We start from the raw sequence: 18,574 nt of genomic DNA, 5'->3' as shown, positions 1-18,574 counted from the left end.
TCTAACAAACAGGTTTCGGAAAGGGGCTGTTTTTTAAAAGTTGCTATTCAACATAAGCTTTAGCTATGAGGCTCATCTTGATTTAGACAGTCCCTTTCCAAATAGTAGATTAAAACATTTCAGAAACAACTTTTGCTTCCATAAAATGTTGTAAATAATCAGGACCTCCTGCTTTTGAATCGGTTCCGGACATTTTAAAACCGCCAAAAGGTTGGTAACCAACGATCGCCGCAGTACATCCACGGTTAAAATAAAGATTGCCAACGTGGAATTCATAACGGGCACGTTCTAAATGTTCCCGATTTCTGGAAATGACGGCTCCTGTTAAACCGTAGTCGGTGTTATTGGCAATTTCAAGCATTTCATCAAAGTTTTTCGCTTTTGTAAAGGCCACAACCGGTCCGAAAATTTCCTCTTGCATGATTCGTGCATTTGGATCCAGGTCTTTGAAAATCGTTGGATGAACAAAATAACCTTTTGAATCATCTGCTTCTCCGCCATAAACAAGTTTTCCTTCCGATTTTCCTCTTTCAATATAATCTTTAATTTTGTCAAATTGTTTTTGATTGATAACCGGACCAACGTAAATATTACCTTCAGATGGACTGCCAATGGAAAGTTGTTTCGTAAGAGCGACAACTTTTTCCAACAATTCTTCATATACATTTTCGTGGGCTACGACTCTTGAGCAGGCTGAGCATTTTTGACCGGAGAAGGCAAAAGCCGAGTAAACAATGGCATCCGCAGCCAGGTCAAGATCGCTATCATCGTCAACAATAATCGTATCTTTGCCTCCCATTTCAGCAATCACTCGTTTTAAATGTTTTTGCCCTTCTTGGACTACAGCTGCCCGCTCAAAAATTCGGACTCCGGTTGCACGGGATCCCGTAAAGTTAATGAATCTTGTTTCCTTATGATCGACTAAGTAATCGCCTATTTCTAAAGGATCACCGGGAACAAAATTGAGCACTCCTTTAGGAAGACCGGCTTCTTCCAAAATTTCTACGAGCTTGTAAGCAATAACAGGAGTATTTTCTGAAGGCTTCAATAATACTGGGTTACCGGCTACAATCGGTGCAGCCGTCGTTCCGCAAACAATCGCAAAGGCGAAATTCCAAGGCGGAATAACAACACCAGGGCCCATCGGTTGATAGAAGAAATCGTTATGCTCGTTTTGCCGGTGATTCATCGGCTTCCCTTTTGCCAGCTCAAGCATCTGCCGGGCGTAATATTCTAAAAAGTCAATTCCTTCCGCAGTGTCGGCATCGGCTTGATCCCATGGTTTGCCTGCATCGTAAACAAGCCATGCGGAGATTTCGTGTTTTCTTCTCCGGGTAATGGCAGCCGCTTTAAACAGTACATTCGCCCGGGCAAACGGTGTCATTTTTCTCCAAGTTTGAAACGCTTCGAGAGCGGCATTCATTGCTTGATCAATATGTTCTTTCGTTGCTTTGGATACTTTTCCAATAACTTGTGCTTTATTGCCTGGATTTACGGAAACGAGTTTGTCATCTGTATAAATTCGTTCACCATTAATTACTAAAGGGTATTCTTTTCCCAGTTCTCCTTCAACTTTTTTCAAGGCAGCTTCGAATTCTTTTATATTTGCCACGTCTGTAAAATCCGTTAAAGGTTCATGTTTGAAAGGTAAAACCATAAAAATCATTCCTCCCCTTATTTATTTTCGTGAAGAAAGCATTCAACAGCAGAACTTTTCCTTCAGTCTGCCATTCTTAACAGTGGCCACCTGTACTTATGGGCGGCAAATATCAAGACACAATACCTCCACCACTGTGAAAAGTCGACACAAATCGTCAACTCCTAATTTAATTATGCAAGAGGTATGCCAACTTTTATATCTCTATGTATTTGTCACAAAACTGCTATAAAATGAGATTTTTAGAAAATAGATTTGCAGACAAAAAGAGGTAAACTGTAAACTTTCTTTACAAAGGTGTAAAGGAAAGTGTAAAATTAATTTACAATGTAAAGGGGGAGGGGGGGAAAAATGTCGAATGAAAGAAATATATTAGAAACTTTATTGTCAACCGAGGAAGATGCCATCACAATTATTAACAAGGACAAGAAAGTCATTTTCTGGAATGAGTCGGCTGTGCACACATACAACATTGAAAAAGATCAAATCTTAAACAAGGATATTACCAATTTTTTTCATGATGAGGATTTAATGGTGTTAAAAGTTTTAATAACAAAGAAACCTGTAAGAAACACTTACCACCGTCCGCGTAAAGGTAAGCATGTCGTTATTAATGCCTCACCTATATTCAATAATCAAAACGAGTTGATTGGTGCGGTGTCTGTGGAACGGGACATTACCCAAATTGTAAAACTGAACGATAATCTTGTCATGACAACAGCCGAGCTGAATGAGTTAAGGCAAAAGGTTATTACAGACAGAGATGAAAACCCTTTCTCAAAAATGGTTGGAAAAAGCAAGGCCCTGCAAGATACGATCCAAATTGCCAGCAAAGCGGCAAAAACCGATGCCACGACCTTAATCCTTGGGGAAAGCGGAACGGGAAAAGAAATTTGTGCCCGGGCCATTCACGAATCCAGTTCCAGAAAAAACGGTCCCTTTATACCGGTTAATTGTGGAGCCATCCCAAACTCTTTATTTGAAAGTGAATTATTCGGATATGAAGGAGGGGCCTTTACTGGAGCGGAAAAAAATGGCAAGGCAGGAAAGATTGAAATGGCCGATGGGGGGACACTTTTCCTTGATGAAGTAGGGGAACTTCCATTGGACATGCAAGTAAAACTTCTTCGTGTTCTGCAAGAAAACTGGATCTACCGTATTGGTGATTCAAAAGGAAAAAAAGTGAATGTCCGCTTTATTGCCGCAACGAATCAAAATTTGGAGCGCCTTATCCAAGAGAAAAAATTCCGAGAAGATTTATTTTACCGGCTAAATGTCATCCAGCTTACGATGCCTCCCCTGCGTAACAGGGCTGGGGATATCCCGGAGTTGATAGAATTTTTTTTGAAGCAATTTGCAAATAAATATCAAGTGCCGGTCCCGATTGTCAAACACGATGCCCTCCAAATGCTTCATCAGTACCAATGGCCGGGAAATATCCGTGAATTACGTAATTTATGTGAGCGAATTGTGATTTTATCAGAGAAACAGACGGTGGATAAAGAAGATCTTTCAAGTTATTTTCAAAATATGGTTCAAGAAACCAATCCGCCCCAAATCGAAATTACCGATTCCTTTCCGGGGAAAGAAGAGATGGAAAGGAGGTTGATTGAAGAAGCTATAAGTTGGTCCAACGGCAATAAATCAAAAGCAGCAAAAAAATTAGGGATATCGCGGGTGACATTATATAATAAAATGAAGAAATATGGATTGAACGGGTAATTTTTCTAAACCGAAAGCGGAACGGTGTTAAAAGCAAATTGTCAGATACAAGACCCCACTTCAAAGATTTAGAGGAATAGAAAATTGCTAAGGTGGGGTCGCTACTTGCATAACCCATAACGATCTTTGGGTACGGACTAAGAAGAGATTCCATGATCGACACGGTTCAGCCTTCTTTTAAAATATGCTTTATCTCATCCCCCGAAAAACCGGTTCGAGACATTATCGTTTTTATGTCTAAACCTACATTCGCCATTTTTTGTGTCATCTTTCTCCGCTCTAGAAATTGCCTGTCCTTTTTCCTTTCCCAATTCCTTCTTTTCTACCTCATTACAGGTGTTTCACTATTCCCTAATCACATGAATAAAGTCCTCATATGTTTTTGCCTTTAAAATATTTTGTACCATTGCTTTGTTTTCAATGAATTTCCCCAACAGGTCATACATTTCCTGCAAATCCTCCTGGCTGTCTTTTTTTACACATAACAAAAAGATGATTTGAACAGGTGTTTCGCTCCAGATAATCGGTTTTACCAACGTACAGACAACCACAAAGGTTTTCTTTGTTTTTGGGGTGATCGGGTGTGGAATCGCCACTAAATTCCCAAATGCAGTCGGCGCAACTTTTTCTCTTTCGTAAATCGCCTCGAGAAAAGTATCATCGACTAACCCTTTATCCAATAAAACATCATTCAAAAATTCAAGCGCTTTTTCTTGGGTAGCCAATTTTTCTTTTAAAAAAGTTAAGTCCTTATGAAAATATGACAAAATAGGTTGTCTTGTATTTTGGTTGACAATAAATTTTTCTATCGATTTTAAATCCTGCTCTTTTAAAACGGCATTGACTTCAATGACCGGGATGTGAAAAGATTCTTGAATAGGGATTGAACTGACAATAAAATCAATACCATTTAAATTCATTTGATTCAGTTTATAGTATTCCGTTGTTCCGACAACTTCTAGATTGTGACCAAAATATGATTTCAGTCGATAAAAAATGAGTTGGGCTGTACCTAAACCGGAAGCACAGACAACAAGACACCGCTTTGGACCGGATTGCAATTTTTTCCTTTCAATCGCTGCACCAAAATGTAAGGCAAGATAGCCGATTTCATTCTCATCCATCTCAATTCCGGTATATTCTTTGACGGCAATTCCTGCAATAATGCCGGCTTCATAGGCAAGTGGGTAATTGTTTTTAATATCCTGCAGCATGGGATTACGAATGTTCATTCCGAATTTAATTCGATTGACAGCCGGTTTTAAATGTAAACTTAGCCCCAAGATAAGCTCCTGGTCGTTCTGAATACCCAGCTCTAATTGTTCTTCAATTTTTTCTAAAACAAAATGGACAAGATGTAGAATTTCATCGTTAATAACATGATCGACCTGACTTTTTGTTTGGGAAAGTAATTTAGTCCCAAGCAAGTGCATGGCAATATAGGCGATTTCCTGCTGTGGAAATTTTACATGGTAGTAATTTTCAACGTCGGCCGCGATTTCTGTTGCCACTTGGTATTCTTTCTGTTGCTTGATTTCCTCAATATCTGAATGCACCAGTACTACATGATGACCGCTAACGATTCGCTTATAAGCAATTGCAATGTGAATACATAAATTATTTATGGCAATATCTGACATTGAGATTTGATGTTTTTGTATTTGCTTCAAAATAATTTTATGAATTTGGTCTATATCTTCTTTGGAAATGGATGAAAAAGGTGTATCGACAAGTGTATTTGTATGGTCATCGTTTCGGTCAAATAAGTATTCTGACAGGCAAAATCGTAATTTAATTTCACTGCCGCTCGCTTTAATACCAAAATTAGGCTTAGATTTTAAAACAATGCCGTATTCATCAAAAATTTGCTTAACCGTTTTCAAATCAAGTTGAATGGTCGATTTACTAATATATAATTCATCAGCTAAATCATCTAATTTTTCATACCGGTTACTTAATAAAAGCCTTCTAATAAGATAGGCAACTCGTTCTTCCGGTGTAGAGGGAATATACTCTTGTCCAATTTGTTCAACTGAAATGGATTGCAAAAATTTACGAAAAGCTTTTTCATCTGAAATTTCCAACTTGTAACCTTTTGCAATTATTGAAACAATTTTTGCCCCATGTTTATTTAAAATCGCATCCAAATTTTTTATATCTTCTCTTGTCGTCCGGGTTGTCACTTGGTTCAGATTTGCAAGATAATTGCCGGTAATCGGTTGATCAACTGCGTACAGTTCTCGTAAAATGTTTTTCATCCGGGAATTTAACAATGAAAAGTCCCCCTCTAATTTTCTGTTATTCAAAAAGGTTCCAGTCTTATGGTAACCGGAACCAAACTAAGCAGCGATATTTCTATACAATATATTTTGTCCCGCCTATTATTATAGACAGAAAACTAGAATCCGTTGTTTTCTGCCACTGATTTAAACCAGTAAGCACTTTTCTTCGGTGTCCGTTTTTGCGTTTCTATATCAACGGAGATAAACCCGTACCGATTCTTGTAGGCATTTGACCAGGACCAATTGTCCATGAATGTCCAGAGGTGATAACCTTTAACGTTACAACCTTCTTGTATAGATTTATGCAACCATTGTAAGTGACCTTTAATAAATTCAATACGGTAGTCATCCTGAATTTGGCCGTCTTTTAAGTATCGTTCTTCGTTTTGGACACCCATTCCGTTTTCGGAAATAAAGGATTCGATATTGCCGTAGTTTTCTTTTAAGTTGATCATAATATCGTAAATCCCTTTTTCATAAATTTCCCAGCCCCGATATGGGTTCATTTTTCGACCGGGCATTTCATAGTAATCAAAAAACCAATCCGGCATGAATGGGCTGTACGGATTCGGTAAATGTTCTTTGGCTTTGACTCGTCGTGGTTGGTAATAATTAACACCAAGAAGATCAACTGTATTGTTTTTAATGAGCTCGAGGTCTTCTTCACCGATAGCCGGTAATTGCCCATGTTCCCTTAAAATTTCGACCAACTCTTCCGGATACTCACCTAAAACTGCCGGATCCAAGAAGCTTCGATTGAAAAATAAATCACAGATTCTGGAAGCTTTTAAATCATACGGATTTTGACTTCGCGGATAAGACGGGGTTAAATTTAAAATAATCCCGATTTTTGAGTCGGCAAAATTGAATGTACGGAAGGCTTCAATCGCTTTTGCATTCGCTACAATGGTATGATAAGCAACTTGGGCAGCCCGTTTAAAATCAACGATATTTGGATAATGGAAATCGTATAAATAACCACCTTCAACAGGTACGATCGGTTCGTTAAAAGTAAACCATTTTTTCACGCGGTCACCAAACAACTGAAAGCACTGAATGGCATAAGCGCGATAAGCTTCTACAACTTCCCGGCTTTCCCAACCACCTTTATTTTGCAACTCCAACGGCATATCAAAGTGATAAAGATTAACAAATGGTTCGATCCCATTTGCGATTAATTCATTGATGACATTGTTATAAAATTTTACTGCTTCCGGATTCACTTTCCCGCGGCCACTCGGAATAAGTCTTGACCAAGAGATGGAAAGACGGAAGGAATTATGACCGATTTCTTTCATTAATTTAATATCTTCTTTATATTGGTGGTAAAAGTTGGACGTGGTTTCGGGACCAATATTATCAAAGAAGCGATTAGGCTCAATTTCATACCAATAATCCCAAATATTTTTTCCTTTTCCACCTTCATTTGCGGCTCCTTCAATTTGTGTGGCAGATGTGGCACTTCCCCACCAAAAACCTTCTGGAAACTTGTATTGAATCGTCATTTGTGGACCTCCCTTATTTGTTGCGGTAAATTTCAATGCTTCCGGCTAGAATAGATGCGGTTGTTGTCAATTATTTATTACGATAAATTTCAATGATTTCAATGGCTAGGTCGCGAACAGTCATTGCTGTCATCAAATGGTCTTGAGAATGAACGAGAATAATATTTATACTTTGTTCATTTCCACTTGCTTCCTCTTGAAGAAGTTTTGTTTGGAAACCATGGGCTTTACTGAGTTCATTACCTGCTTCTTCAATAAGACGGTTTGCCTCATTAAAATTGCCTTTCTTTGCTTCTTGAATGGCTTCCATAGCACAAGAACGGCCATTTCCGGCATATAAAATGATTTGAAACGAAATTTCTGTGATTTTGTCCATTGTTTTCATGCCTTTCACTCCACCATATCGGCTTTCTATATTTTACCAAAATAAAAGCAATAAGTTAATTTTGCCCTTTTCATTGAACCGGAAATCAACAACAGGTTCAATTGGTCAATCTTTTAAAGAGAATGGGTTCTTTCCCTTATAAGCCCGGCGGATGGTGGTGGGGGCCCTGCCGTCCGAGGGCTTATAATCCAATTTGTCCGTTCTACCATCTGAATGTAGGCAAGATCCCATTCAATAGTTGTTAAATATTATTTCTTTGCCTTTTCGTTTTCATAGTAATTTTTATCCATAATTTTTAGAAATGGCCACCAAATTGCCATAACAATGAGCAGGTTCACAATTTGTAGAACGGCCCCTCTCCACGAGTTACCGGTTGCCAAAAATCCGCTAATTCCGATTGGTGTTGTCCATGGTACGATAATTCCTGCCGGTTTCGGAACAATTCCGGTAGCCATTGCAAAGTAAGTGACTGCAGTGACAACGACTGGGGCCAATAACCAAGGGAAAATGGCTAACGGATTCATAATAATCGGCAAACCAAAGATAATTGGTTCGTTAACGTTAAAGATTCCGGCCGGCCCCCCTAGTTTGCCAAGTTCTTTTACTTGGCGGCTCTTACCAATTAAAAAGATGAGAAGAATAACTGCTAGCGTCATTCCTGTTCCACCCATACCAACGAGGAAAGTATCAATAAATTGTTTTGTGATTACGTTGGGTAGTTCTGTTCCTGCTTGGAATGCTTTTAAGTTTTCATCATTTAATGTATACCAAATTGGGTCAAATACCGAGTTGATAATAATTTGTCCGTGTAAACCGAAGAACCAGAAAATTTGACATAACAGTACGGCTAAAATCGTGGCCGGTAAGCTTGATCCTAAAGCGGTTAACGGTTCTTGAATAATTGTATATATAAAGTTTTGCACCGTATCGAATGGTGTAAAGCTAAATAGAATTCGAATGACTAAGAAAACTGATAATGTTAATGTAATCGGAATAAGTGCACTAAATGAACGGGATACTGCTTCCGGAACTCCAGGGGGCATTTTAATTGTCCAATTTTTATTGACAAAATAGCGATAAAGTTCTGCGGCAATAAATGCAGTGAATATACCTAAGAACATTCCTTGAGCACCAAGAATAGCTGTTGGAATAACACCGGTTACGCCGTCTAATTCTTGTGGATTTAAAATAAGGAATGCAGCGACAGCAACAACACCACCGTAAATCGCTTCTCCACCGTAACTTTGCGTTAATTTATACCCGATTCCGATGATAACAAAGAGCCCCATAATACTAAGTGTTGCAGCAGATGCCGGTCCCAATGCATTTTGATAGGCAGTATAGGCATCTTCCCCAAGTAATTTATCAAGGAATGGAAAGTTAGCGATTACAACAAAGATTGAGCCAAAGATAATTAGCGGCAAAGCAACCATAAATCCATCCCGTAAAGCTGTTAAATAACGGTTATTATTTAACTTATCGGCAATTGGCAAAAGCATGTTCTCTAAAAACTCCATAAACTTATTCATGACAAGATCTCTCCCTCATATTTTTATTTTTTTTAGAGCTTTATAATTTATTTATCCATTAATTGTAAAGCTTTGTTAAGAACGGCTTCTCCATCAATACGACCATAAGCAACAGGATCGATAACTTCTATAGGAATCCCGACTTTTTCGGCAACTGCGGTAAATTTCTTTTTCATGAATCTCATTTGCGGCCCGATTAAAAGAACATCTGCATGTTCCATCTCAGTTGGAGCTTTGTCTTGAGCAACAGCCCAAATCTCTGCTTCAATACCTCTTGCCTCTGCTACCTCCTTCATTTTTGACACCAATAAACTAGTAGACATACCGGATGAACAGGCTAATAATATTCTTTTCATGATAGAACCTCCATTAAAGTTAAATTTATTTTGATTGCCTTAGCAGTATTATGTGATTTTCTTTACACTTTTATCGTACAGGAAAAGCGCTTACACCTTAACACATAAAATTTCCGTCTTAAGAAGGAAATGATTAAATGAGGGGAAATGGAAAAAATTAGAAGTAATCAATAGAAACCACTGAAAAGTAATTCGGATATGTTTACTTTTTAAAAATATAGTAGAGTAGACTACGAAAATACATCTAAATGTGGCGTTAAGCAAGATTATTTAGCACATTCTCATTAATTTGTTCGTGAGCGCCGCTTTATTAGACAGTATTTGTTGATTGAACCACGGTTTTGTCCGTGAGAGTAGCTCTATTGGACATTTTTTGCAGATTGCCTCTTCATTTTGTCCGTGAGAACCGTTCTATTGGACAATTTTTGCAGATTGCCTCCTCATTTTGTCCATGAGCGCCGTTCTATTGGACATTTTTTGCAGATTGACCACTCATTTTGTCCATGAGCGCCGTTCTATTGGACATTTTTTGCTAATCGACTCCTCATTTTGTCCATGAGCGCCGTTCTATTGGACATTTTTTGCTGATTGACCACTCATTTTGTCCATGAGAACCGTTCTATTGGACAATTTTTGCTGATCGACTCCTCATTTTGTCCATGAGAACCGTTCTATTGGACAATTTTTGCAGATTGACCACTCATTTTGTCCATGAGCGCTGTTCTATTGGACATTTTTTGCTGATTGACCACTCATTTTGTCCATGAGAACCCTTCTATTGGACATTTTTTGCAGATTGCCTCCTCATTTTGTCCATGAGCGCCGTTCTATTGGACATTTTTTGCTGATTGCCTCTTCATTTTGTCCGCGAGAGCCACTCTATTGGACATTTTTTGCTAATCGACTCCTCATTTTGTCCATGAGCGCCGTTCTATTGGACAATTTTTGCAGATTGCCTCCTCATTTTGTCCATGAGAACCGTTCTATTGGACAATTTTTGCAGATTGCCTCCTCATTTTGTCCGTGAGAACCGTTCTATTGGACAATTTTTGCAGATTGACCACTCATTTTGTCCGCGAGAGTCGCTCTATTGGACTGTTTCCTCTAATTGTTTCACTACTTGTCCGTGAAAGTCGTTCGAGTCCACTGAAAAAGTGTTAAATCTTACCGAACACCTATACAAATGTATATTATAATCAATTTTCTATATATTGTGGTAGCAACTTTTTTTTGAATAGTTTTTCAGTGGAAGAATCCATTTACAGTAATTTTATAATAAAGTAAAATTAGTGTATTACTCCAATGATTAGATTAGGGTTACCAAAATAAAAGAGAGTAAAAAGATATGTGTATAAATATTTAATGGCAGGAGCTGATGCAAATGATTCTAGGATCTATTGAAGCAGGCGGAACAAAGTTTGTTTGTGGCATTGGGAATGAACAAGGAGAAGTATTGGAGCGGATATCGATTCCGACAAAAACACCGGATGAAACCATTCCTGAAGTAATCGAATTTTTTAAAAAACGAAAAGTGGAGGCCATCGGAATTGGCACGTTTGGTCCTATTGATGTGAAAAAATCGAGTCCAACCTATGGTCATGTTTTAAATACACCGAAACTGGCTTGGCAAAATTATCCGTTTTTCCAGACTGTGTTGGACGAATTACAAGTGCCGACCGGTTTTACGACAGATGTCAACGCGGCGGCACTTGGTGAATATCAATTTGGCGCTGCAAAAGGGCTAGACAGTTGTCTCTATATTACCGTAGGCACCGGAATTGGAGCGGGAGCAGTCGTGAACGGCGAGTTGCTTGAAGGATTGTCACATCCGGAAATGGGTCATATTATTGTCAGACGTCATCCGGATGATCACTTTGAAGGGAATTGTCCATTCCACAAAGATTGTTTTGAAGGCTTGGCAGCAGGCCCGGCGATTGAAAAAAGATGGGGGAAAAAGGGTATCGAAATGACTGACCGAAAAGAAGTTTGGGAAATGGAAGCTTATTATATCGCACAAGCTTTAGTCCAGTATATTATGATTCTTGTTCCAGAAAGAATTGTAATCGGGGGCGGTGTTGCTCACCAAGAATCCATTTTCCCACTGGTTCGAGAAAATGTAAAATCGTTGTTAAATGGTTATTTCACCCATCAAGAGTTAAACGAAAACATTGCCGATTATATTGTCGCACCAGGTTTAAAAGATAATGCCGGATTGGTTGGGGGATTGGTGTTGGCAAGACATGCACTGGAAGAAGAGGGATAGAGGCTAATTATAAACGGATATGGATATATTGTTTTTTCATTAATATGTTTTGTCACTTACTCATTGGGTTTCCCTGTCATATTCTCTAATCATATTGAAAGCAACGAGATAACGAAATGTGATCGGATGGACTTTGTACTTTGACGATAAATATGCAGAAGTCGATGCCTGAGATAAGGGAAAAGGTATTAATAAAGACATCCTATCTTCTCCTCGTATTCTATTTTTTATTTATATTAAAAGGTAAGATTATCATTTTTCTTTCTTGATTCTTAAAAGGTTCTTAAGAATTCAACGTGAAAAATCCCTATGGGGGATGTGATCGGTTTGATTGGCCGATATTCTTTCCATAAGCTACTCCTCCATATCATAACAACGCCGACACATGACCATAAAACAAAGTTGACAATTTAACTTTATAATAATCGCCAGTATATAAACGCTCCTAGACTTGTGTTTTTTTTTGCCTAAAAGATAGGAATTAATGAGATAATGCTAAATTGTAAAGTCAAATGCATAAAATTTTTTTAAAATCTTGTTAGATTACGGTTGCCTGTAAAAAGCTAATCCTATCAAGGGTTCATTAGGTTGGATTTATATATTGAACATTCAAAAAATATACAGATAGAGTACAAGACTATGCCGTTCTTCAGAGCCACAGCTTTAGCTGCTTGCCATTGACTGTAGTACCCGATTCTTAGTAGGCGATGGAAGGGGTCGGGGCCCCACCAGCGAATACTTAGAATCGATTTGTCCGTGTTACCATTGATCTGCGGGTGAGCCCTTAAGGCTTTTCTTTTGCCTGGACCCGCAATCATCCCACTACATGGACAAAAACAAAGTCAATGGTGGTGAGCGAATAGGGGGGGCTCTATCGGTTTCTGTTCCATACTTTTTACTAAATAGCTTTAAGTTCATTGTTGAAAAACTCAATTGGTGTTTGGTAATTTAATATTCGTCTTGGTCGGTTATTGATAGCGTCTGTATACATTTGTAACTCAGTATATTTGAGATCCCTTAAGGATTTCCCTTTAGGCAGATATTCTCTCAAAAGACCGTTATGTCGCTCGTTTGTACCTTTTTCCCATGAGGCAAAGGCATGTGTAAAGAATACTTGTACAGAAGATTAATTTTCCTCAATGAGAGAAAGAGTAGAAAATTCCGCACCATTATCGGTTGTCAGCGATTTAAAACACTCCATACCCTGCTTTCTCATCATTTGCAAAGTCGCCTTTTGAATGTCTTCTGCACGCTTACTCCAGACCTTTTTGGTTAATAGGACTCTGGATTTTCTCTCAACCATCGTAATAATGACAGGTTCGCCTTTTGTTTTTTTACCGAGTACCAAGTCTACTTCCCAATGACCAACTTCTTCTCGCGATAAGACAGAAGCATCTCTATCTTCTATACTCCGTCCGAGATGTTTTGAGTTTGTTCCTTTTGGCTCTGAGGGCTTATTTTTTCGAGGCCTCATACGTGTTTTCATGGGTAAATCGATATTTCGAACAGAAAGCACACCCTGATCAATCAATGTGTAGACCGTCTTTGTACAAGGAACATGTTCCGCTGGATGTTTTTCTCGATACATGTGAACAAGGTATCTACACTATGTTCACGTGGTTTTTGTTTTGTCGAAACAATAGCCTTAGGTAATTCCTCTAAAAAATTCTCTGAGTATTTATGAAAATCCTTAGCACGAGAAAACTGCCTGTTTTCACGGTAAACACGTGCCCCAGCATCTGCAAGGTATCGATCATAATAAGTTCGTTTCGTTGACATTTGACGTGTTCTCCCCCGTTTTAATTCACGTGAAATCGTGGATTGACTAACGTTTAGCTCCTTAGCCATTTCAGCCTGGGTAAAATTACCGGATTTTGCCATTTCCTCAAGTCTTCCTCTTTGTATATCCGTTAGGTGTTTAAAGGTTCTCTTAGCTGTGGTATAATTAATGACGGTCATGTAGATACACTCCTTACTTATTGGTTTCGTTGCTTTTAAGTATACCGTATCTACATGACTTTTTTTATATTTTCTTTATGCATTTCATTTTACAACTAACCAAAGAATTTAACTGCAATCAAGTCATAAATTAATTTGGAACATCGACTTTTTACACTTAAGCGTGCAATGAATAAACTTATATTTATCTCGTGACCAAAAATTTGTCTTTGTCTTGTCAAAAAAACCGTAAAAAATTATTGACATAAATGAATAATCGCTTATAATAAAAAATATCAACTATCATTAATTATTAAACAACTAGTGAAAAACCATGACGGGGAAAAGTAGGATTTAGTTATTTTTTACAGAGAGCTTCGGTAGCTGAAAAGGAGCAAAAATACGAATCTGAACAATGGCCCCTGAGTTGCGTGCTGAACATAGTGTTTGCTATTAGTAGGTTCCGCCGAGCTGGTACTCGTTACAAATACCTCGGTATTAAGGCAATTTGCCGGCGTACTGACTGAGGCTGTATTGTGCGAGCATACAGTGAAATAAGGTGGTACCACGTGAATACAAACCACGTCCTTATCATAATTGATAATGACGTGGTTTTTTTATGCAAAAAATATCTTTATTGTTTTATCGATCGCGATCGCATGTAAATATTAGCTAATATTAAATAACAATTTTTGGTGCACCGTAAAGTTAAGAAAAAAAATCAATTTGGAGGAAATACAAATGACTGATTGTTTAGTGATTCAAACCGATTTTGGCCTAAGTGATGGTGCAGTTGCTGCGATGTATGGTGTAGCTTTAAATGTAGACAGAGCTTTGAAAATATACGATTTAACTCACGAGATCCCGCAGTACAATATTTGGGAAGCATCCTATCGATTATTTCAAACGATTACGTACTGGCCGGAAAATACCGTGTTTATTTCCGTTGTCGATCCGGGTGTCGGCTCGGAGCGGAAAAGTATTGTGGCAAAAACAGCGACCAACCATTATATTGTTACACCGGATAATGGGACGATTACCCATATTCAAAAATATATCGGCATCCAGGAAGTAAGGGAAATTGATGAACATGTCAATCGCTTGCCAAATTCCGGTCATTCTTATACATTTCATGGCAGGGATGTGTATGCCTATACCGGTGCACGATTGGCTTCCGGAAAGATTCGTTTCCAAGAAGTTGGTCCGGCTCTCTCTACTGAATCCGTCGTTAAACTACCATTAACGGAGGCGGTCCTCGAAAACGGAACAATTAAAGGAAATATCGACGTTCTTGATGTTCGCTTCGGTAATCTTTGGACAAATATTGATCGTACCCTATTTTTACAATTTGATGTAAAATATGGAGATACATTTGAAGTCACCATTGAAAATTCAACAAGGCATGTCTATAAAAATATCATGACATTTGGCCGTTCCTTTGCCGACAGCCATTTAGGCGAGCCACTCCTTTATATCAACTCCTTAAATAAAATCGGTGTCGCCATCAATCAAGGTTCCTTTGCCAAGGCTTATCATATTGAAGCCGGACTAAAATGGAAAATTACAATCCGAAAAGTGGTGGATATTAGTTATAATTGATTTTTTCATTAGACGGTTCAATACTCCAAACTTTTAAAAAATTTATCAATAAGGGAGAGGTATTCATGAACAAAAATACATTATCTGTTCGTACGATTGTTGCAATCGGGATTGGAGCAGCTGTTTTTGTTATTTTGGGAAGATTTGCTTCGATTCCAACCGGGATTCCAAATTCTAATATTGAGGTGACGTATGCCTTTTTAGCACTAATGGCAGTGATTTTCGGACCGATTGCCGGCGGACTCATCGGCTTAATCGGTCACGCATTGAAAGACTTAATCTTCTACGGTTCCATTTGGTGGAGCTGGGTTGTTGTCAGTATGTTTGTTGGGTTTTTATTCGGATTAATTTCGAAAAAACTGGATATTGAATCCGGTGAATTTGGGAGACAAAAAATCATCACGTTTAATTTGGTTCAGGTTGGCGCACAAGCACTGGGCTGGTTCCTGTTGGCGCCAGTTCTGGATATTGTTATTTACGCGGAACCAACTAGTAAAGTGTTTATCCAAGGGCTCGGTGTTGGCATTTCCAACATGGTCACAGTCGGGATTCTTGGTACATTATTGCTTACTCTTTATGCAAAAACCCGGACGAAAACGGGGAGCTTGGATCGAGAATAACCAGATCAAAAACAGGAAGCTTGGATCGAGAAAAATTTTTAGAAATATCGGCATCAGCAAATGCAACAATAAAATGTATGCAGGAGATTGACAATGAAAAAACCAGTCATAGAGTTTCAAAATTATCATTTCAAATATGATAGTCAAAAACAACCAACACTAAAAAATATTAATCTCACCATCTATGAAGGGGAGAAGGTTTTAATTGTCGGTCCATCCGGATCAGGGAAAAGCACCATTGGTCATTGTATCAATGGGCTTATTCCGTTTTCATATAAAGGGGAAATCCAAGGCAGTTTAAAAATTATGGGAAAAGAAGCAAGCGACTTGGACATTTTTTCCATATCAAAAATGGTTGGAACGGTTTTACAAGATCCGGACGGGCAGTTCATCGGATTATCTGTCGGAGAAGACATTGCTTTTGCCCTTGAAAATGATTGTACGCCGCAGCCGGAGATGGTTAAAACTGTAAAAGAAGTGGCGGCCATGGTGGATATGGGTGCATTTCTGGATGCGTCCGTTCACCATTTATCAGGCGGACAAAAGCAGCGGGTTTCTTTAGCCGGTGTCATGGTCGATAATGTCAATATCCTTCTTTTTGATGAACCCCTGGCGAATTTAGACCCGGCAACCGGAAAGCATGCCATTCATTTGATTGACCAAATTCAAAAGGAAACGAATACAACGGTGGTTATTATTGAACACCGCTTGGAAGATGTCCTGTACTGTCATATTGATCGAATCATTGTTATAGATGACGGAGAGATTTTGGCAGATCAGAACCCAAATGAACTATTTTCTACGGATATCTTGGAAAAAGTAAAAATTCGTGAACCGCTTTATCTTAAGGCGATAAAGTATGCAGGCGGGGCCATTACAAAGGATTTGGAGCCGGCTGATTTTTCACGTTTTCGGGCGGAGACGTTCCGCGAGCAGCTGCGAAAATGGTATGAAGAAGTGACATTGAATGAAGAGCCGCCGGAAGCTGAGCCGATTCTTGAATTAAACCGGGTTTCATTTGGTTATACACCAAAAAAAGAAACGGTTCACGATGTATCTTTTACAATAAATAAGGGGGAAATGGTTAGTATTGTCGGCAAAAACGGTGCGGGAAAATCAACTATTTCGAAATTGATTTGCGGCTTTGAAACACCAAATGCCGGAAAAATTATTTTCTCAGGTCAAGATATTACCAATGAATCGATAACAGAACGATCTTTAAAGATTGGTATGGTTTTGCAAAATCCAAACCATATGATCTCCAAACATATGATTTTCGATGAGGTGGCACTGGGGCTTGTTGCCAGAGGTGTACCGGAAGCTGAGATACGTGAGCGGGTGGAGGAAACGCTGAAAATATGCGGACTGTACCCGTTTCGTAATTGGCCGATTTCTGCACTCAGTTTTGGCCAAAAAAAGCGAGTAACCATCGCATCGATTTTGGTGTTGCAGCCGGAGTTGATTATTTTGGATGAACCGACAGCAGGCCAAGATTTCCGCCATTATACTGATATTATGGAGTTTTTAATGGAACTCAATCGAAACGGACTCACGATTTTATTGATAACCCATGACATGCATTTAATGCTGGAATATACGGATCGGGCCATCGTTTTGTGTGACGGAAGAAAAATCGCCGATGATCAAAGTGTCCGGATTTTATCTGATCCGCAATTAATTGAACAGGCAAACTTGAAAGAAACATCACTTTTTGAATTGGCGACAAAAACCGGTTTTACAGATCCGATAAAATTTGTGGAACGATTTATTGCTTATGATCGGGAGGGACGAAACCATGGCAAATGAAATGCTTAGCTATATTGACCGAACTTCCCTGATTCATCGCTTGACAGGTGCGACGAAATTAGTTTGTTTTATCCTATGGTCAACGGCGGCCATGTTGACCTATGACACCCGGATTCTTTTGTTTTTATTTATTGCGAGTTTAGTCATTTTTTACGTTTCTAAAATTCAGTTGCGAGACATTTTATTTGTGTTAATTTTTATTCTCGTATTCTTACTGATTAATAATATCGCTATTTATCTTTTTTCACCGCAAGAAGGGGTTAAAATTTACGGGACAAGTCATGTGTTGGTTGAATTTGCCGGTAGATACAATATGACGTTGGAGCAACTGTTTTACCAACTGAATATTACATTAAAATATTTGACTGTTATACCGGCGGCGCTATTGTTTATTGTAACAACACACCCAAGTGAATTTGCCGCTTCTTTAAATCGGATTGGTGTAAGCTACCGGATTGCTTACGCTGTATCCCTTGCTTTACGCTATATTCCCGATGTTCAGCGGGATTTCCGTAATATCGCCAAAGCACAACAAGCCCGCGGACTTGATATGTCAAAAAATGAGAAATTCCTGAAGCGGGTAAAGAACGCATCAGCCGTCTTGGCACCATTAATTTTGTCAAGTCTTGAAAAAATTGAAATAATCAGTAATGCAATGGAACTGCGTGGATTCGGGAAAAAGAAAAAACGAACGTGGTACAATGCCCGCCCGTTTCAGAAACGGGATTACACAGCAATTATTTTGTTCGTTTTGCTGCTAATTGCAACCTTACTGATTACCTACCATGACGGCAGCCGGTTTTACAATCCGTTTAGTTAATTGTATTTTTTGGATAAAAATCGACGACAAGCTCTAGTGTCAAGTTTGGTATGATAAAGAAATCTATAAAATTACAAATCCAAAGTGTAAAC

At 38.7% G+C, this 18,574-nt stretch carries 14 protein-coding genes and 1 other annotated feature; of the genes, 6 read left to right on the top strand and 8 right to left on the bottom strand.

Annotated features, from left to right (window positions below; genetic code table 11):
* Positions 1-109: 109 nt before the first annotated feature.
* A complete protein-coding gene (gene pruA / locus NSQ14_RS16885) occupies positions 110-1,657 on the bottom strand; it encodes an L-glutamate gamma-semialdehyde dehydrogenase (RefSeq protein WP_346216619.1) in 1,548 nt (515 codons plus the stop codon).
* Positions 1,658-2,008: 351 nt separating this feature from the next.
* Here pruA and NSQ14_RS16880 point away from each other — a divergent pair, with 351 nt between their 5' ends.
* Entirely contained in the window at positions 2,009-3,379 is a 1,371-nt protein-coding gene (locus NSQ14_RS16880; RefSeq protein WP_034772915.1) for a sigma-54 interaction domain-containing protein, read from the top strand.
* A gap of 344 nt (positions 3,380-3,723) precedes the next feature.
* Here the strand turns inward: NSQ14_RS16880 and NSQ14_RS16875 are convergent, their stop codons facing one another.
* The 5 genes from NSQ14_RS16875 to NSQ14_RS16855 all read right to left on the bottom strand — a co-directional run bounded on the left by NSQ14_RS16875 (position 3,724) and on the right by NSQ14_RS16855 (position 9,436).
* Positions 3,724-5,652, bottom strand: a complete 1,929-nt coding sequence (locus NSQ14_RS16875) for a BglG family transcription antiterminator (protein WP_346216618.1) — start codon at positions 5,650-5,652, stop codon at positions 3,724-3,726.
* A 125-nt stretch (positions 5,653-5,777) separates the two neighbouring features.
* Positions 5,778-7,166 carry a glycoside hydrolase family 1 protein gene (locus tag NSQ14_RS16870; protein WP_346216617.1) on the bottom strand — a complete coding sequence of 463 codons (1,389 nt, stop codon included), beginning with the start codon at positions 7,164-7,166 and terminating at the stop codon, positions 5,778-5,780.
* Between the two features lie 70 nt (positions 7,167-7,236).
* A complete protein-coding gene (locus tag NSQ14_RS16865; protein ID WP_034772936.1) occupies positions 7,237-7,542 on the bottom strand; it encodes a PTS lactose/cellobiose transporter subunit IIA in 306 nt (101 codons plus the stop codon).
* Between the two features lie 257 nt (positions 7,543-7,799).
* Positions 7,800-9,080: a PTS cellobiose transporter subunit IIC gene (celB, locus tag NSQ14_RS16860; protein ID WP_034772909.1), complete on the bottom strand. Its 1,281-nt coding sequence runs from the start codon at positions 9,078-9,080 to the stop codon at positions 7,800-7,802.
* 47 nt (positions 9,081-9,127) lie between these two features.
* Positions 9,128-9,436, bottom strand: a complete 309-nt coding sequence (locus NSQ14_RS16855; RefSeq protein WP_034772907.1) for a PTS sugar transporter subunit IIB — start codon at positions 9,434-9,436, stop codon at positions 9,128-9,130.
* 1,384 nt (positions 9,437-10,820) lie between these two features.
* Between NSQ14_RS16855 and NSQ14_RS16850 the strand changes: the two genes are divergently transcribed.
* Positions 10,821-11,699 carry an ROK family protein gene (locus NSQ14_RS16850; protein ID WP_034772933.1) on the top strand — a complete coding sequence of 293 codons (879 nt, stop codon included), beginning with the start codon at positions 10,821-10,823 and terminating at the stop codon, positions 11,697-11,699.
* 1,126 nt (positions 11,700-12,825) lie between these two features.
* On the opposite strand, the gene NSQ14_RS16845 is transcribed toward NSQ14_RS16850, so the two are convergent.
* Complete coding sequence (locus tag NSQ14_RS16845; RefSeq protein ID WP_251246420.1) at positions 12,826-13,230, bottom strand: IS30 family transposase; 405 nt, start codon at positions 13,228-13,230, stop codon at positions 12,826-12,828.
* On the bottom strand, positions 13,227-13,658 hold the full coding sequence (locus tag NSQ14_RS16840; RefSeq protein ID WP_251246419.1) for a helix-turn-helix domain-containing protein: 432 nt from the start codon (positions 13,656-13,658) through the stop codon (positions 13,227-13,229). Before NSQ14_RS16840 ends, NSQ14_RS16845 begins: the two co-directional genes overlap by 4 nt.
* 304 nt (positions 13,659-13,962) lie before the next feature.
* Positions 13,963-14,230, top strand: a binding site (T-box leader).
* A gap of 148 nt (positions 14,231-14,378) precedes the next feature.
* Between NSQ14_RS16840 and NSQ14_RS16835 the strand changes: the two genes are divergently transcribed.
* The 4 genes from NSQ14_RS16835 to NSQ14_RS16820 all read left to right on the top strand — a co-directional run bounded on the left by NSQ14_RS16835 (position 14,379) and on the right by NSQ14_RS16820 (position 18,482).
* Complete coding sequence (locus NSQ14_RS16835) at positions 14,379-15,236, top strand: S-adenosyl-l-methionine hydroxide adenosyltransferase family protein (RefSeq protein ID WP_346216616.1); 858 nt, start codon at positions 14,379-14,381, stop codon at positions 15,234-15,236.
* Between the two features lie 65 nt (positions 15,237-15,301).
* Complete coding sequence (locus NSQ14_RS16830; protein ID WP_041845065.1) at positions 15,302-15,856, top strand: ECF-type riboflavin transporter substrate-binding protein; 555 nt, start codon at positions 15,302-15,304, stop codon at positions 15,854-15,856.
* 93 nt (positions 15,857-15,949) lie between these two features.
* Entirely contained in the window at positions 15,950-17,662 is a 1,713-nt protein-coding gene (locus tag NSQ14_RS16825; protein ID WP_346216615.1) for an ABC transporter ATP-binding protein, read from the top strand.
* On the top strand, positions 17,652-18,482 hold the full coding sequence (locus NSQ14_RS16820; protein ID WP_346216614.1) for an energy-coupling factor transporter transmembrane component T: 831 nt from the start codon (positions 17,652-17,654) through the stop codon (positions 18,480-18,482). Before NSQ14_RS16825 ends, NSQ14_RS16820 begins: the two co-directional genes overlap by 11 nt.
* Positions 18,483-18,574: the final 92 nt, after the last annotated feature.

The organism is Caldifermentibacillus hisashii, from assembly GCF_039654145.1.
Classification (GTDB): domain Bacteria; phylum Bacillota; class Bacilli; order Bacillales; family Caldibacillaceae; genus Caldifermentibacillus; species Caldifermentibacillus hisashii.
Note: the sequence above shows the minus strand (reverse complement) of the source record. Positions and strands in the feature narration are given on the sequence as shown.

What these genes read in the sequence shown, in the direction of transcription:
- pruA (WP_346216619.1), bottom strand. Translation starts at nt 1,657, where the DNA reads ATGGTTTTACCTTTCAAACATGAACCTTTAACGGATTTTACAGACGTG.
- NSQ14_RS16880 (WP_034772915.1), top strand. Translation starts at nt 2,009, where the DNA reads ATGTCGAATGAAAGAAATATATTAGAAACTTTATTGTCAACCGAGGAA.
- NSQ14_RS16870 (WP_346216617.1), bottom strand. Translation starts at nt 7,166, where the DNA reads ATGACGATTCAATACAAGTTTCCAGAAGGTTTTTGGTGGGGAAGTGCC.
- NSQ14_RS16865 (WP_034772936.1), bottom strand. Translation starts at nt 7,542, where the DNA reads ATGGACAAAATCACAGAAATTTCGTTTCAAATCATTTTATATGCCGGA.
- celB (WP_034772909.1), bottom strand. Translation starts at nt 9,080, where the DNA reads ATGAATAAGTTTATGGAGTTTTTAGAGAACATGCTTTTGCCAATTGCC.
- NSQ14_RS16855 (WP_034772907.1), bottom strand. Translation starts at nt 9,436, where the DNA reads ATGAAAAGAATATTATTAGCCTGTTCATCCGGTATGTCTACTAGTTTA.
- NSQ14_RS16840 (WP_251246419.1), bottom strand. Translation starts at nt 13,658, where the DNA reads ATGACCGTCATTAATTATACCACAGCTAAGAGAACCTTTAAACACCTA.
- NSQ14_RS16835 (WP_346216616.1), top strand. Translation starts at nt 14,379, where the DNA reads ATGACTGATTGTTTAGTGATTCAAACCGATTTTGGCCTAAGTGATGGT.
- NSQ14_RS16830 (WP_041845065.1), top strand. Translation starts at nt 15,302, where the DNA reads ATGAACAAAAATACATTATCTGTTCGTACGATTGTTGCAATCGGGATT.
- NSQ14_RS16825 (WP_346216615.1), top strand. Translation starts at nt 15,950, where the DNA reads ATGAAAAAACCAGTCATAGAGTTTCAAAATTATCATTTCAAATATGAT.
- NSQ14_RS16820 (WP_346216614.1), top strand. Translation starts at nt 17,652, where the DNA reads ATGGCAAATGAAATGCTTAGCTATATTGACCGAACTTCCCTGATTCAT.